The sequence below is a fragment of the Zestomonas insulae genome, from assembly GCF_016901015.1.
GTDB lineage: Bacteria > Pseudomonadota > Gammaproteobacteria > Pseudomonadales > Pseudomonadaceae > Aquipseudomonas > Aquipseudomonas insulae.
Map to the genome: position 1 here is coordinate 263,322 of NZ_JAFEUP010000005.1, position 13,266 is coordinate 276,587.

14 protein-coding genes are annotated in these 13,266 nt (G+C 67.2%); 4 read left to right on the top strand and 10 right to left on the bottom strand.

Annotated elements, in window-relative coordinates; all coding sequences use genetic code 11:
* Positions 1-83: 83 nt before the first annotated feature.
* A complete protein-coding gene (locus JQX08_RS17090; protein ID WP_205349617.1) occupies positions 84-830 on the top strand; it encodes an NRDE family protein in 747 nt (248 codons plus the stop codon).
* Here JQX08_RS17090 and JQX08_RS17095 read toward each other — a convergent pair.
* From JQX08_RS17095 to JQX08_RS17105, 3 genes are read right to left on the bottom strand one after another with little or no spacing between them, the layout of a single operon-like run.
* Complete coding sequence (locus tag JQX08_RS17095; protein ID WP_205349618.1) at positions 827-1,684, bottom strand: DUF6929 family protein; 858 nt, start codon at positions 1,682-1,684, stop codon at positions 827-829. The genes JQX08_RS17090 and JQX08_RS17095 overlap by 4 nt on opposite strands.
* A gap of 13 nt (positions 1,685-1,697) precedes the next feature.
* Complete coding sequence (gene ptsP, locus JQX08_RS17100; protein ID WP_205349619.1) at positions 1,698-3,977, bottom strand: phosphoenolpyruvate--protein phosphotransferase; 2,280 nt, start codon at positions 3,975-3,977, stop codon at positions 1,698-1,700.
* 11 nt (positions 3,978-3,988) lie between these two features.
* On the bottom strand, positions 3,989-4,468 hold the full coding sequence (locus JQX08_RS17105) for an RNA pyrophosphohydrolase (protein ID WP_205349620.1): 480 nt from the start codon (positions 4,466-4,468) through the stop codon (positions 3,989-3,991).
* Between the two features lie 143 nt (positions 4,469-4,611).
* Between JQX08_RS17105 and JQX08_RS17110 the strand changes: the two genes are divergently transcribed.
* Complete coding sequence (locus JQX08_RS17110; RefSeq protein WP_205349621.1) at positions 4,612-5,265, top strand: histidinol-phosphatase; 654 nt, start codon at positions 4,612-4,614, stop codon at positions 5,263-5,265.
* On the opposite strand, the gene JQX08_RS17115 is transcribed toward JQX08_RS17110, so the two are convergent.
* A complete protein-coding gene (locus JQX08_RS17115; protein ID WP_205349622.1) occupies positions 5,266-5,715 on the bottom strand; it encodes a DUF2269 family protein in 450 nt (149 codons plus the stop codon).
* A gap of 53 nt (positions 5,716-5,768) precedes the next feature.
* Positions 5,769-7,289: a threonine ammonia-lyase, biosynthetic gene (ilvA, locus tag JQX08_RS17120; RefSeq protein ID WP_346727606.1), complete on the bottom strand. Its 1,521-nt coding sequence runs from the start codon at positions 7,287-7,289 to the stop codon at positions 5,769-5,771.
* A 133-nt stretch (positions 7,290-7,422) separates the two neighbouring features.
* Between ilvA and rpiA the strand changes: the two genes are divergently transcribed.
* Both rpiA and JQX08_RS17130 read left to right on the top strand, forming a co-directional pair.
* On the top strand, positions 7,423-8,094 hold the full coding sequence (gene rpiA / locus JQX08_RS17125; RefSeq protein ID WP_205349624.1) for a ribose-5-phosphate isomerase RpiA: 672 nt from the start codon (positions 7,423-7,425) through the stop codon (positions 8,092-8,094).
* A 90-nt stretch (positions 8,095-8,184) separates the two neighbouring features.
* Positions 8,185-8,517, top strand: coding sequence for a YegP family protein (locus tag JQX08_RS17130; RefSeq protein WP_205349625.1), 333 nt, complete (start codon positions 8,185-8,187; stop codon positions 8,515-8,517).
* On the opposite strand, the gene JQX08_RS17135 is transcribed toward JQX08_RS17130, so the two are convergent.
* The 5 genes from JQX08_RS17135 to JQX08_RS17155 all read right to left on the bottom strand — a co-directional run bounded on the left by JQX08_RS17135 (position 8,518) and on the right by JQX08_RS17155 (position 13,180).
* Positions 8,518-9,435, bottom strand: coding sequence for an SdiA-regulated domain-containing protein (locus tag JQX08_RS17135; RefSeq protein WP_205349626.1), 918 nt, complete (start codon positions 9,433-9,435; stop codon positions 8,518-8,520).
* A gap of 119 nt (positions 9,436-9,554) precedes the next feature.
* The gene (locus JQX08_RS17140) at positions 9,555-9,905 is read right to left on the bottom strand and encodes a NirD/YgiW/YdeI family stress tolerance protein (RefSeq protein ID WP_205349627.1); all 351 of its coding nucleotides are present in this window, start codon (positions 9,903-9,905) and stop codon (positions 9,555-9,557) included.
* Positions 9,906-9,966: 61 nt separating this feature from the next.
* Positions 9,967-10,923, bottom strand: a complete 957-nt coding sequence (locus tag JQX08_RS17145; RefSeq protein WP_205349628.1) for an SdiA-regulated domain-containing protein — start codon at positions 10,921-10,923, stop codon at positions 9,967-9,969.
* Between the two features lie 114 nt (positions 10,924-11,037).
* Positions 11,038-11,703, bottom strand: coding sequence for a fumarylacetoacetate hydrolase family protein (locus tag JQX08_RS17150; RefSeq protein ID WP_205349629.1), 666 nt, complete (start codon positions 11,701-11,703; stop codon positions 11,038-11,040).
* Between the two features lie 82 nt (positions 11,704-11,785).
* Positions 11,786-13,180 carry an FAD-binding oxidoreductase gene (locus tag JQX08_RS17155; protein ID WP_205349630.1) on the bottom strand — a complete coding sequence of 465 codons (1,395 nt, stop codon included), beginning with the start codon at positions 13,178-13,180 and terminating at the stop codon, positions 11,786-11,788.
* Positions 13,181-13,266 lie beyond the last annotated feature (86 nt).

Consider the following 13,266-nt stretch of genomic DNA (forward strand, 5'->3'; position numbering starts at 1 on the left):
GCTCATCGCCAATCAATTCGCGCCTACAGAAAAGCCGGCCGAGCCTTTAAGCTCAGTGCTTTGCCCCTTTGGGAACTTGCCCGATGTGCCTGATCGCCTTCGCCTGGCGCCCCGACCACGCCCTGCCGCTGGTCCTGGCCGCCAACCGCGACGAATTCTATGCCCGCCCCAGTCGCCCGCTGGGCGAATGGCCGGACGCCCCCGGTCTGTACGCCGGCCGCGACCTGGAAGCCGGCGGCAGCTGGCTGGGAGTCACCCGCGATGGACGCTTCGCCGCGCTGACCAACATCCGCGATCCCGGGCAGAAGCTCGGCAGTCGCTCGCGCGGCGAGCTGGTCGCCGGCTTCCTGCGCGGCAGCCTGAGCCCGCTGGCCTACCTGCAGCAGATCGCCGACCAGGCCGGGCACTACTCCGGCTTCAACCTGCTGGTCGGCACGCGCACCGAACTGGCCTACCTGAACGCCCGCGAGGCGCTGCCGCAACTGCTCCCCGCGGGGCTCTACGGGCTGTCCAACGCCGCACTGGACACCCCCTGGCCGAAGCTGCGCAAGGTCAAGGCGGCGCTCGCCGAGCGCCTGCCCGCGCCGAGCCCGGAGACGCTGCTGGCGCTGCTCGGCGACGCCGAACCGGCAAGCGACAGCAGTCTGCCGGAGACCGGCGTCGGCCTGGCCACCGAGCGTCTGCTGTCCAGCCTGTTTATCGCCAGCCCGAACTACGGCACGCGCGCCAGCACTGCGCTGATCCGTCACGCCGATGGTCATCAGGTATTGGTCGAGCGCAGCTTCGGGCCCTACGGCGCGCAGCTCGGCGAGGTGCGTGTCGAGCTTTAGCCGAGCGCGTCTGCCGCCAGGCGGAACAGCGACGCCGGGCGCTGCGGGTCGTCGGCATCGGCGACCAGCAGCCAGTGGCCATCGGCGTGGCAGGCCAGCCCCTCGATCTTCACCGCCGGCTGCAGGCGCGCCTGCCAGACCAGCTGGAACTCCTCGTCGAAGCGCGCCAGCAGGCTGCCGCTGCAGGCGCCGTCGAGGTAGGTCGACGCGCTGGCCTCGGCCGCCGCGCTGCAATACAGGCGGCCCCGCGCATCCAGCGCCAGGTCGGTGAGGCCGAGCGGCACGCCGTCCAGTTCGCCGAGCGGCACGGCAATCAGCCGCTGCACCGCGGCGGCGCTCAGCTGGCCGGCCGCCAGGTCGCTGAGCACCCGCGCCAGGTCGAGCAGCACCAGGGCGTTCTGCGCCGCCGCCCCATTGCCGCGCTGGGCCAGCAGCAGCTGTTCGCCGCGCACCACGGCGCCCTCGATGTTCAGTTCGGCGAACGCCTGCTCCAGGTGCCGGTACAGCGGGCCAAGGTCGATCACCTGCACTTCGCCGCCGCGCACCAGGCAGCCGCGCCGGCGCTGCACGGTGGAGCCGGAGCCGAGCGCCAGCAGGGCGCCGTCCGGCAAGCGGGCGAGCGCCTCGAAGTCCGGTTTGCGCGCCTTGCGCGCCGCGGCATCGGCCGGCAGCGCGCCGGGCAGCAGGGTCAGCTCACCGGCGTAATTGCCGTTCAGCTGATAGCGCTGCAGGACCAGGGCGTCGTCGGCGACCAGCCACAGCTGCTCGTCGGCGCAGACCAACGCGCTGGCGGCCGACACGCGCAGGTCGGCGAGATGGGTGAGGGTCAGGCTTGGTGCAGGCTGCTGGTGCATCGCCCGCCTCCGCTCAGACCTGGATGGTCGCCGCCGGGTTGATCACCCGGCCGAGACCGAGGTTGCGCAGCGCCAGTTGCAGGGTGCTGTGGGTGACCTGCGGGTTGTCCATGGTCATCAGCTGGGCGAGCAGCTCGCGGGCCTTGGTCAGGCTGATCTGGCGCAGCAGCCACTTGACCTTGGGCAGGTTGGTGGCGTTCATCGACAGGCTGTCGAAGCCCATCGCCATCAGCAGCACCGCCGAGGCCGGGTCGCCGGCCATCTCGCCGCAGATGCTCACCGGCTTGCCTTCGGCGTGCGCGCCGTCGACCACCAGGCGCAGGGCCTGCAGCACCGCCGGGTGGAGGAAGTCGTAGAGGTCGGCGACACGCGGGTTGTTGCGGTCAACCGCCAGCAGGTACTGGGTCAGGTCGTTGGAGCCGACCGACAGGAAGTCGACCTGGCGCGCCAGCTCGCGCACCTGATAGACCGCCGCCGGCACTTCGATCATCACCCCGACCGGCGGCATCGGCACGTCGGTGCCTTCGTCGCGCACCTCGCCCCAGGCGCGGTGGATCAGGTGCAGCGCCTCTTCCAGTTCGTGGGTGCCGGAGATCATCGGCAGCAGGATGCGCAGGTTGTCGAGGCCTTCGCTGGCCTTGAGCATCGCGCGGGTCTGCACCAGGAAGATTTCCGGGTGGTCGAGGGTGACGCGGATGCCGCGCCAGCCGAGGAACGGGTTGTCTTCCTTGATCGGGAAGTAGGACAGCGCCTTGTCACCACCGATATCCAGGCTGCGCATGGTCACCGGCAGCGGGTGGAAGGCGGCGAGCTGCTCGCGGTAGATCGCCAGCTGCTCCTTTTCGCTGGGGAAGCGTTCCTTGATCATGAACGGCACTTCGGTGCGGTACAGGCCGACACCCTCAGCGCCGCGCTCCTGGGCGCGCTTGACGTCGGCGAGCAGGCCGGTGTTGACCCACAGCGGCATGCGGTGACCGTCGAGCGTCTCGCACGGCAGTTCGCGCAGGGCATCCAGGCCCTGGGCCAGCTGGCGTTCCTCCTCGACCACCTCGGCGTACTGCTTGCGCAGCACCTCGCTGGGATTGGTGAACACCTCGCCGTGGTAACCGTCGACGATCAGCTCGATGCCGTCGACCTTGGAGTACGGCAGGTCGACCGCGCCCATCACCGTGGGAATGCCCATGGCGCGTGCGAGGATGGCGACGTGCGAGTTGCCCGAGCCGAGCACCGAGACCAGGCCGACCAGCTTGCCTTCCGGCACCTCGCCGAGCATCGACGGCGACAGCTCCTCGCTGACCAGGATGGTGTTGTCCTGGTACACCAGGTTCTGCTTGCGCTCTTCCTGCAGGTAGGCGAGCAGGCGGCGGCCGAGGTCCTTGACGTCGGAGGCGCGCTCGCGCAGGTAGGCGTCGTCCATCAGCTCGAAGCGTTTGACGTGCTCGTTGACCACCTGGCGCAGCGCGCCCTGGGCCCACTGGCCGGTCTTGATCACCTTGGTCACTTCGCTGCCGAGGGCGGCGTCGTCGAGCATCATCAGGTAGACGTCGAACAGTGCGCGCTCTTCCGGGCGCAGCTGGGTGGCCAGCTTGGCAGACAGCTGGCGCATGTCGGCGCGCACGCCCTCGAGGGCGTTGTTGAACAGTTTGAGTTCGGCGTCGATGTCGCTGACCGGCTTGTCCGGCACCACTTCCAGGTCAGCCGGCGGCAGCACCACCACCGCAGTGCCGACCGCGGCGCCGGGCGAACCGGGGACGCCGACGAAGCGCGCTTCCTGGATGCCCTTGCCCTGACGGCCGAGGCCGCGGATCGAGCCGGTCGCCTCGGCGTGGGCGATGACTCCGGAGAGCTGCGCGCTCATGGTGACCAGGAAGGCTTCTTCGCCTTCGTCGAACTTGCGGCGCTCCTTCTGCTGGATCACCAGTACGCCCATCACCCGCCGGTGGTGGATGATCGGCGCGCCGAGGAAGGAGGCGTAGCGCTCCTCACCGGTCTCGGCGAAGTAGCGGTAGCGCGGGTGTTCGGAGGCGTGTTCGAGGTTGAGTGGCTCTTCCCGGCTGCCGACCAGGCCGACCAGGCCTTCGCTGGGCGCCATGCTGACCTTGCCGATGGCTTTCTTGTTGAGGCCCTCGGTGGCCATCAGCACAAAGCGGTTGGTCTCCGGGTCGAGCAGGTAGACCGAGCAGACCTGGCTGCCCATGGCTTCCTTGACCCGCTGCACGATGATCGTCAACGCCGCCTTGAGATCCTTGGCGGCGTTCACTTCCTGGACGATCTTGCGCAGCGTGTTGAGCATGGGGGCTTCCGTCAGTCGCGCACCGGCAGGCGCGGCGCCAATTCCTTGAGGGCGCGACGGTAGACCTCGCGCTTGAATGTCACCACCTGGCCCAGCGGGTACCAGTAACTGACCCAGCGCCAGCCGTCGAACTCCGGCTTGGGGCTGAGATCCATGCGCACCCGTTCGTCATGGGAGCGCAGGCGCAGCAGGAACCACTTCTGCTTCTGGCCGATGCACAGCGGCTGGCTGTGCGTGCGCACCAGGCGCTGCGGCAGGCGGTAACGCAACCAGCCACGGGTGCAGGCGAGCACCTGGACATCCTCCGGATCGAGCCCGACTTCCTCGTTGAGCTCGCGATACAGGGCCTGTTCCGGGGTTTCGTTGGGGTTGATCCCACCCTGGGGGAACTGCCAGGCGTCCTGATTGATTCGGCGCGCCCACAGCACCTGGCCGACATCATTGGTCAGAATGATGCCGACATTGGGGCGGAAACCATCGGAATCGATCACGGCAGACAACCTCGCAAGCGCATGTCGCGGCATTGTTCCATAAAGCTCGTGACAGCGGCAACGCGACGTCCCGGCTTGTGGGCAGGCCGCGCAAAAGCCCGTATCCTGACCGCCGATTTCAGTCTCTGCAGTGAGTAAATACCGTGCGTCTGGCGTTATTCGATCTCGACAACACCCTCCTGGCCGGCGACAGCGACCACGCCTGGGGCGACTACCTGTGCCAACGCGGCATCCTCGACGTCGACGCCTACAAGGCACGCAACGACGAGTTCTACCAGGACTACCTGGCCGGCACCCTGGATGTCACCGCCTACCTGAACTTCAGCCTGGAGATCCTCGGCCGTACCGAGATGGCCCAGCTGGACCAGTGGCACCGCGAGTTCATGCGCGACTGCATCGAGCCGATGATCCTCGCCAAGGGCGAGGCGCTGCTCGCCGAGCACCGCGCCGCCGGTGACCGCATCCTGATCATCACCGCGACCAATCGCTTCGTCACCGCGCCGATCGCCGCGCGGCTCGGCGTCGAGACCCTGCTCGCCACCGAGTGCGAGATGGCCGACGGCCGCTACACCGGGCGCACCACCGATGTGGCGTGCTTCCGTGAAGGCAAGGTGACCCGTCTGAACCGCTGGCTCGCGGAGAACGATGTGAGCCTGGACGGTGCGTGCTTCTACAGCGACTCGCTGAACGACCTGCCGCTGCTCGAGCTGGTCGCCCAGCCCTGCGCGGTCGACCCCGATCCCAAGCTGCGTGCCGAAGCCGAACGGCGCGGCTGGCCGGTCATCTCGCTACGCTGATCAGAGCGGCTTGAGGATCACCAGCAGCCACAGCAGGGCGAACAGCAGCAGGGTCAGCGCCGCCAGCACCTGAGTGGCGCGCAGCGGCGCGGTCACCGCTTCGCCGAAGCCGCCCTGCACCGCCAGGCGCAGGCGCTGCAGGCGCCCGGCGAGCAGCAGCCAGGCGCAGAACGCCGGGATGTACAGCAGCGCGCCGCCGAGCAGCCAGCGCGCGCTGAGCGGCCAGGGCTGCAGGTGAGCCAGCCACCAGGCACTCACCGGCAGGCTGAGAATGCTCAGCGAGGCCAGCGCCCAACCGCCCCACCCGACCCAGCGCACCTGCCGCTCGACGCCCGCCGCGTCGCCGCTGCGCCAGCCCTGCCAGAGATAGCCGGCCAGCGCCAGGGCGCCGAGCAGCAGCACGGCGGTGCCGCCGATCAAGGCCAGATTGAGCATCTGTAAGCTGTCCATCGGCGATCTCCGTAAGGCTTTCCGCCCAGCCTAGCAGAGCCGCGTGGCGTGGCTCAGCCGAGGAACAGCTTGTAGGCCGGGTTGTCGCTCTCGTCCCAGTACGGGTAGCCGATTTCCGCCAGCGCCGCGGGGATCAGGTGACGCTCGTCGTCCGGTACCTGCAGGGCGGCGAGCACCCGGCCGTCGGCCGAGCCGTGGTTGCGGTAGTGGAACATGGTGATGTTCCAGCGCCCGCCGAGCTTGGTCAGGAAGTTGAACAGCGCACCCGGCCGCTCGGGGAACTCGAAACGGAACACGCACTCGTCCGGCACCGCCGCGGCATGCCCGCCGACGGTGTGGCGGATGTGCAGCTTGGCCAGCTCGTTGTCGGTCAGGTCGAGCACCGGGAAGCCCTGCTCGCGCAGGCTGCCGACCAGCTTCTCGCGCGGGTCGAGCTCCGGGTGGGTCTGCACGCCGACGAAGATGTGCGCCTCGCGGTCGGTGTGGTAGCGGTAGTTGAACTCGGTGATCTGCCGCTTGCCGATCGCTTCACAGAAGGCCTTGAAGCTGCCCGGCTGCTCGGGGATGGTCACGGCGATGATCGCCTCGCGCTTCTCGCCCAGTTCGGCGCGCTCGGCGACATGGCGCAGGCGGTCGAAGTTGATGTTGGCGCCGGAGTCGATGCCGACCAGCACCTGGCCGCTGACGCCTTCGCGCTCGACGTACTTCTTGATCCCGGCCACCGCCAGGGCGCCGGCCGGCTCGGTGATCGAGCGGGTGTCGTCGTAGATGTCCTTGATCGCCGCGCAGATCTCGTCGCTGCTGACGGTGATCACTTCGTCGACGTAATCCTTGCAGATGTCGAAGGTGTGCTGGCCGATCTGCGCCACCGCCACGCCGTCGGCGAACAGCCCGACCTGCGGCAGCACCACGCGCTCGCCGGCGGCCATCGCCGCCTGCAGGCAGTTGGAGTCGTCCGGCTCGACGCCGATCACCTTGATCTCCGGACGCAGGTACTTGACGTAGGCGGCGATGCCGGCGACCAGCCCGCCGCCGCCGACCGGCACGAAGATCGCGTCGAGCTGGCTGGGCTGCTGCCAGAGGATCTCCATGGCCACGGTGCCCTGGCCGGCGATCACGTCCGGATCGTCATAGGGGTGGATGTACACCAGGCCCTTTTCCTCGACCAGCTTCAGCGAGTAGGCCAGCGCCTCGGGGAAGGCGTCGCCGTGCAGCACCACCTTGCCGCCGCGCGAACGCACGCCCTGGACCTTGAGCTCCGGGGTGGTGCGCGGCATGACGATGGTCGCCTTGATGCCCAGGTGCTTGGCGGCCAGCGCCACGCCCTGCGCATGGTTGCCGGCCGAGGCGGTGACCACGCCGCGTGCCTGCTCCTCGGCGCTGAGCTGCGCCAGCTTGTTGTAGGCGCCGCGAATCTTGAACGAGTAGACCGGCTGCAGATCCTCGCGCTTGAGCAGAATCTGGTTGTTCAGCCGTTCGGACAGCTGGCGGGCAGGTTGCAGCGGGGTCTCGGCCGCGACGTCATAGACGCGCGAGGTGAGGGTCTTCTTCACGTACTGTTCAAGCATGGCGATATCGCTGACGGTCGGGCGGGGAGCCGGCAGTCTACCGCAAGGCAAACGCCGGTTGGTTGGCAATCCGCCCTCGGCGCGGCATCCGCCGCTATAATTCGCGCCTCTCTTCCTCCTTCCCGCCCGGAACTCCGTCATGAACCAGGACCAGCTCAAGCAGGCCGTCGCCCAGGCCGCCGTCGACCATATCCTCCCGCACCTCGACAGCAAGAGCGTGATCGGCGTCGGCACCGGTTCCACCGCCAACTTCTTCATCGACGCGCTGGCCAAGCACAAGGCCGAGTTCGACGGCGCGGTGGCCAGCTCGGAAGCCACCGCGGCGCGCCTCAAGGGCCACGGCATCCCGGTCTACGACCTGAACACGGTGAGCGAGCTGGAGTTCTACATCGACGGCGCCGACGAGAGCGATGCGCACCTCAACCTGATCAAGGGCGGCGGCGCTGCACTGACCCGCGAGAAGATCGTCGCCGCGGTGGCCAAGACCTTCATCTGCATCGCCGACGGCAGCAAGCTGGTGTCGGTGCTCGGCGCCTTCCCGCTGCCGGTCGAAGTGATCCCCATGGCGCGCAGCCACGTGGCCCGCCAGCTGGTCAAACTGGGCGGCGACCCGGTGTACCGCGAGGGCGTGCTGACCGACAACGGCAACATCATTCTCGACGTGCACAACCTGTCGATCGTCAATCCGCCGCAACTGGAAGCACAGATCAACGCCATCGTCGGCGTGGTCACCAACGGCCTGTTCGCCGCGCGCCCGGCCGACCTGCTGCTGCTCGGCACCGCCGAAGGCGTGCAGACCCTGCGCCGCTGATCGGCTGCCGCCGCGCCGGCGGATTCGACTGGCTAGCGTTAGCGGGACGGTGCGAACGCGCACCGCCCCCGCCACGCCAGGAGAATACCGATGGCCAGCAAATTCCTGCTGAAGAAGGCCAAAGACGGCCAGTTTCACTTCAACCTGCACGCCGGCAACGGCGAGATCATCCTCACCAGCGAGCTGTACCAGGGCAAGGATGGCGCGCTCAACGGCATTGAGTCGGTGCGCAAGAACGCCACCCGCGAAGGCGCCTTCGAAACCAAGGAAGGCAGCGGCGGGCAGCCCTACTTCGTGCTCAAGGCCACCAACGGCCAAGTCATCGGCCACAGCGAGAAGTACGCCAACAGCGCCAGTTGCGCCGCCGGCATCCAGTCGGTGATCAACAATGCGCCGGGCGCCACGCTGGTCGACGAAAGCTGATCAGTCGGCCTGCTTGCGGAACACGTAGAACAGGTTCGGCTCGCTGATCAGGTAGAGGTTGCCGTCGTCGTCGCTGGCGATGCCTTCGGCCTGCGGCACCGAGCGCTTCAGGCCGTGCTGGCCGCGCAGCAGCGACAGGCTGCTGATCGGCCGGCCGTCGGCGTTCAGCTCGAGCACCAGGCGCGACTCGTCGGACAGCGCCAGCAGGTGCCCGGTATGCGCGTCGTAGTCGAGGCTGGACAGGTCACGGACGAACAGCCCGGCGTCGCGCGCCGGGTCGTCGACCACGTGCACCGCGAACGGCAGATCGGGGTTGGTGTGCGGGAAGCCGCGCACCTCGTAGATGCGCACCGGGTCGCGCTCCTTGGCGACGAACAGGCGCTTGCCCACCGCGTCGTAGGCCAGCCCTTCGAAGCCCTTGTTGCCGTTCAGGCCGATGCCCAGCGACAGCTGCTGCGCCGCTTCACTGCTCAAGGGCGCCTCGCCCTCGCCTAGGCGCACCTTGATCAGGCGCTGCTCGCGCTCGTCGGTGATCACGTACACCCCGGGGCTGATGTACTCGATGGCTTCCGGGTCGCCGAAGCCCTGCAGCGGGATGCGCCGCAGCACCCGGCCGTCCAGTGACAGCTCGATGATCTGCGAATTCTTGTTGGTGACGGTGAACAGGCTCTTGCGCTGCGGGTCGTAGGTCAGCGCGGAGAGGTCCTTGACCCCGTCGATCGCCTGCGCGTCGATCACCACCCGGTAGTCCGGCAGCCACAGCGACTTGTCGCGCCACTGCGCGGCATGCCGCCATTCCTGGATCGGAAACCAGGCGCGTTCGAACAGGCGGAATTCATGGGCCAGCCCGGCCAGCACCATTACCAGCGCCAGGGCCAGCACGGCGAGCAGACGCTTGAAGGTAAACCATGACGGCATGGGGTGCACTCGGGCAGCAAAGAATGAAGACATGGCAGGTCCGCAGCAACGACGGCCCGGCCGACACGCAGGTCGCCCGGGCCCCAGGCCGGCAATCGGGCGCCGGCCACCCCCATTGATTACTGCAGCAGCTCGAGGCGGTCAACGTCGATTTCGCGGCCCGTCAGCTCGTGCTCGACTTCGCCGGTCAGGCGCACCTTGGCGGTTTCCGAGACGCTGTTGGCCGGCCACTCATCATCGTCGATCTCGACCTGAATGCTGCCGGTGGCGTCCTTGAATTCGTACTTGTCGCCCTTGATGCGCTTGACGATCTGCCCGGTGAGCGCCACCGGCGTGTCGTCGGCGGCGGCCTGGGCAGCGCTGACCGTGGTCACCTGCGGGGTGCTGCCGGGACCGGTGTAGCCGTTCGCGGCCAGGGCGGCGGTGGACAGCAGCGGTACGAGCAGCAGGGTGAGCAATTGGCGTTTCATCGGCGAGTTCCCGTAACAGTGGTTGACGGGATCAGCTTAGGCAGCGCAGCTGAACTGAGGCTTAATTGCCGCTTAAACCAGGCTGAATTCGCTCGAGCGCCGGGGTCTCCGGGGTCTCCGGGGTTTCCGGGCGGAACACGTAGAACAGGTTCGGCTCGCTGACCATATAGATGGTGCCCTGCTCGTCGATGGCCACGCCTTCGGCGCGCGGGATCTTCGCGTCCAGGCCGTTGAGGCCGCCGATCAGGCTGATGAAACTGACCGGCTCGCCTTGCTCGTCGATCTCCAGCAGCAGGTTGGACTGCGCCGAGAGCACAAGGGTATGCCCGGTGCGCGGGTCGACGCTGAGCGCGGAGAGGTTGCGCATGTACAGCTGGTCGCTGGGCAGGGCCTGCATGGTGCCGGCCAGCTCGGCGCTGCCGTCGCTGTGCCAGCTGTACAGCGCCAGTGGCGAACGCTCGTTGCCGAGCAGCAGGCGCTGCTGGGCCGGGTCCCAGGCGATGCCTTCGAAGCCCTTGTTGCCCGAGGCGGACGGACCGAGGTCGAACTCGCGGGTGTCCGGGGCATTCAGCTCGAGGGTCAGCGGGCTGAGCTTGAACAGCGACAGGGTGCGCCGCCGCTCGTCGGTGATCGCCATGTTGCCGTCGGCCATCACCGCCACCCCTTCCGGATTGCTGAAGCCGTGCAGCGGGATGTTGCGCAGCACCTCGCCATCGAGACTCAGCTCGACCAGCTGCGGGTCCATGCCGGTGACGGTGAACAGCGTGCGGGTCTGCGGGTTGTAAGTGAGGTCGGAGGGCTCGTCGTCATCCAGGCCGGCCAGCGGCTTGGCCTGGATCACCGCCTGATAGTTCGGCAGCCAGATGCTCGCATCGCGCTCGGCCTGGGCCACGCCACTTTCCTTGAGCCAGAACCAGGCGCGGTCATCGAGGTGCCAACTCTTGGCGAAGATGGCCACCACCAGCAGCAGAAGCAAGGCCAGCAACCAGCGTGGGCGGGGCAGGAAGGATAGGGACATGGCAGACCACGGGACAGTGAAGACGGTCAGACTAGCCGTCACAAATGACAGTTCCCTTGCCTCATCCCTGAAAAGAACACCGGGCGGCGCATCGGTGCGCCGCCTGCAGTGAACTTACAGCACTTGGCCACTAACCTGCGAGTGGCCAACCAGTTCCAGCAACAATTCGTCGTCTTTGCGCAACGGGCCGACGCCGACCGGGGTGCCGGTGGAAATCACGTCGCCGGGCTGCAGGCTGAAGTGTCCGGCGATGTGCTGGATCACCGGAATGATCGGGTTGAGCATGTCGCGACTGTTGCCGTCCTGACGCACTTCGCCGTTGATGGTCAGGCGAATGCCGATGTCGGTGAGGTCCTCAAAGGCATCGCCCGGCACGAACGGCGCCAGCACGTAGGCGCCGTCGAAGCACTTCGACACTTCCCACGGCCAGCCCTTGGCCTTGAGGCCGTCCTGCACGTCGCGCAGGGTCAGGTCGAGCGACGGGGCGAAGCCGGAGATGGCGTCACGCACTTCCTCGACGCTCGGCTGGCGCGACAGCGGCTTGCCGATCAGCACGGCGATCTCCGCCTCGAAGTGCACCGCGCCGCGGTCGTGGGGAATGGCGAAGCCGCCGTCCATCGGCACCGTGCAGCTGCCCGGCTTGATGAACAGCAGCGGCTCGGTCGGCACCGGGTTGTTCAGCTCGCGCGCATGTTCGGCGTAATTGCGGCCGACGCAGACCACCTTGCCCAGCGGGAAGTGGATCGGCGTGCCGTCGACGTAGCGGTGCTGGTAACTCATGGGGCGACTCCTGAAGGGCGGACGCCAACAGTAGCGGAGCCCGCCCCGGGTTGATATTGGGGATAACCCCAATCGGGTGGATTCAGACCGGGAAGATCTTGCCGGGGTTCATGATGCCGTTGGGATCGAACACCGCCTTGATCGCCTTCATGTAGCCGATCTCGGCTTCCGAGCGGCTGTAGTGCAGGTAATCGCGCTTGGTCATGCCGACACCGTGCTCGGCACTGATCGAGCCGTTGTACTTCTGCACGGTCTCGAACACCCACTTGTTGACGATCGCGCACTTGGCGAAGAACTCGTCCTTGGACAGGTTCTCCGGCTTGAGGATGTTCAGGTGCAGGTTGCCGTCGCCGATGTGGCCGAACCAGATCACTTCGAAGTCCGGGTAGTTGGCCGCGACGATCGCATCGATGTCGTGGAGGAACGCCGGCACCTGGCCGACAGTCACCGAGATGTCGTTCTTGTACGGCGTCCAGTGGCTGATGGTCTCGGAGATGTACTCGCGCAGCTTCCACAGGTTTTCCAGCTGCTGCTGGCTCTGGCTCATCACGCCGTCCAGCACCCAGCCCTGCTCGACGCAGTGCTCGAAGGTCGCCAGCGCCTCGTTGGCAACTTCCTCGGTGGTCGCCTCGAACTCCAGCAGCGCGTAGAACGGGCAGTCGGTGTCGAACGCCGGCGGCACGTCACCGCGCGCCATGATCTTGGCCAGTGCCTTGTCGGAGAAGAACTCGAAGGCGGTCAGGTCGAGCTTGTTCTGGAAGGCATGCAGCACCGGCATGATCGAGTCGAAGTCCGCGGTACCAAGGACCATCGCGGTGAGGTTCTTCGGCGCGCGCTCGAGGCGCATGGTCGCTTCGACCACAAACCCTAGCGTCCCCTCGGCGCCGATAAACAGCTGGCGCAGGTCGTAGCCGGTGGCGTTCTTGATCAGGTCGCGGTTCAGCTCGAGCAGCTCGCCGGTGCCGGTGACCACTTTCAGGCCGGCCACCCAGTTACGGGTCATGCCGTAGCGAATCACCTTGATCCCGCCGGCATTGGTGCCGATGTTACCACCCAGCTGGCTGGAACCGCTGGAGGCGAAGTCGACCGGGTAATACAGGCCCTTGTCCTCGGCGAACAGCTGCAGCTGCTTGGTCACCACGCCCGGCTGGCACACCGCGGTGCGGTCGTACTCGTTGAAGGCGAGGATCTGGTTCATGTAGTCGAAAGCCACCACCACTTCGCCGTTGGCCGCCACCGCCGCGGCGGACAGCCCGGTGCGGCCGCCGGACGGCACCAGGGCGATGCCGTGCTCATTGGCCCAGCGCACGATGGCCTGCACCTGCTCGGTGGTCTTGGGGAACACGATGGCCAGCGGCGCCGGGGCGAAATGCTTGGTCCAATCCTTGCCGTAGGCGTTCAGGGAATCGGCATCGGTCAGGACCTTGCCGGGGTCGACCAGGGTCTTCAGCACTTCGATCTGGGCAGCGTGGGTCATCGGCGCAACTCTCAAACGATTCATGGTCACCCTGAGCACGCTTCATCGGCCAGGGGTGGGTGTTTCGCGGGGTCCGTATGCTAGCA

Bases quoted from the DNA above. Each gene is read 5' to 3' on its own strand.
- JQX08_RS17090 (WP_205349617.1), top strand. From the start codon at position 84: ATGTGCCTGATCGCCTTCGCCTGGCGCCCCGACCACGCCCTGCCGCTG.
- JQX08_RS17095 (WP_205349618.1), bottom strand. From the start codon at position 1,684: ATGCACCAGCAGCCTGCACCAAGCCTGACCCTCACCCATCTCGCCGAC.
- ptsP (WP_205349619.1), bottom strand. From the start codon at position 3,977: ATGCTCAACACGCTGCGCAAGATCGTCCAGGAAGTGAACGCCGCCAAG.
- JQX08_RS17115 (WP_205349622.1), bottom strand. From the start codon at position 5,715: ATGGACAGCTTACAGATGCTCAATCTGGCCTTGATCGGCGGCACCGCC.
- rpiA (WP_205349624.1), top strand. From the start codon at position 7,423: ATGAACCAGGACCAGCTCAAGCAGGCCGTCGCCCAGGCCGCCGTCGAC.
- JQX08_RS17130 (WP_205349625.1), top strand. From the start codon at position 8,185: ATGGCCAGCAAATTCCTGCTGAAGAAGGCCAAAGACGGCCAGTTTCAC.
- JQX08_RS17135 (WP_205349626.1), bottom strand. From the start codon at position 9,435: ATGCCGTCATGGTTTACCTTCAAGCGTCTGCTCGCCGTGCTGGCCCTG.
- JQX08_RS17140 (WP_205349627.1), bottom strand. From the start codon at position 9,905: ATGAAACGCCAATTGCTCACCCTGCTGCTCGTACCGCTGCTGTCCACC.
- JQX08_RS17145 (WP_205349628.1), bottom strand. From the start codon at position 10,923: ATGTCCCTATCCTTCCTGCCCCGCCCACGCTGGTTGCTGGCCTTGCTT.
- JQX08_RS17150 (WP_205349629.1), bottom strand. From the start codon at position 11,703: ATGAGTTACCAGCACCGCTACGTCGACGGCACGCCGATCCACTTCCCG.
- JQX08_RS17155 (WP_205349630.1), bottom strand. From the start codon at position 13,180: ATGACCCACGCTGCCCAGATCGAAGTGCTGAAGACCCTGGTCGACCCC.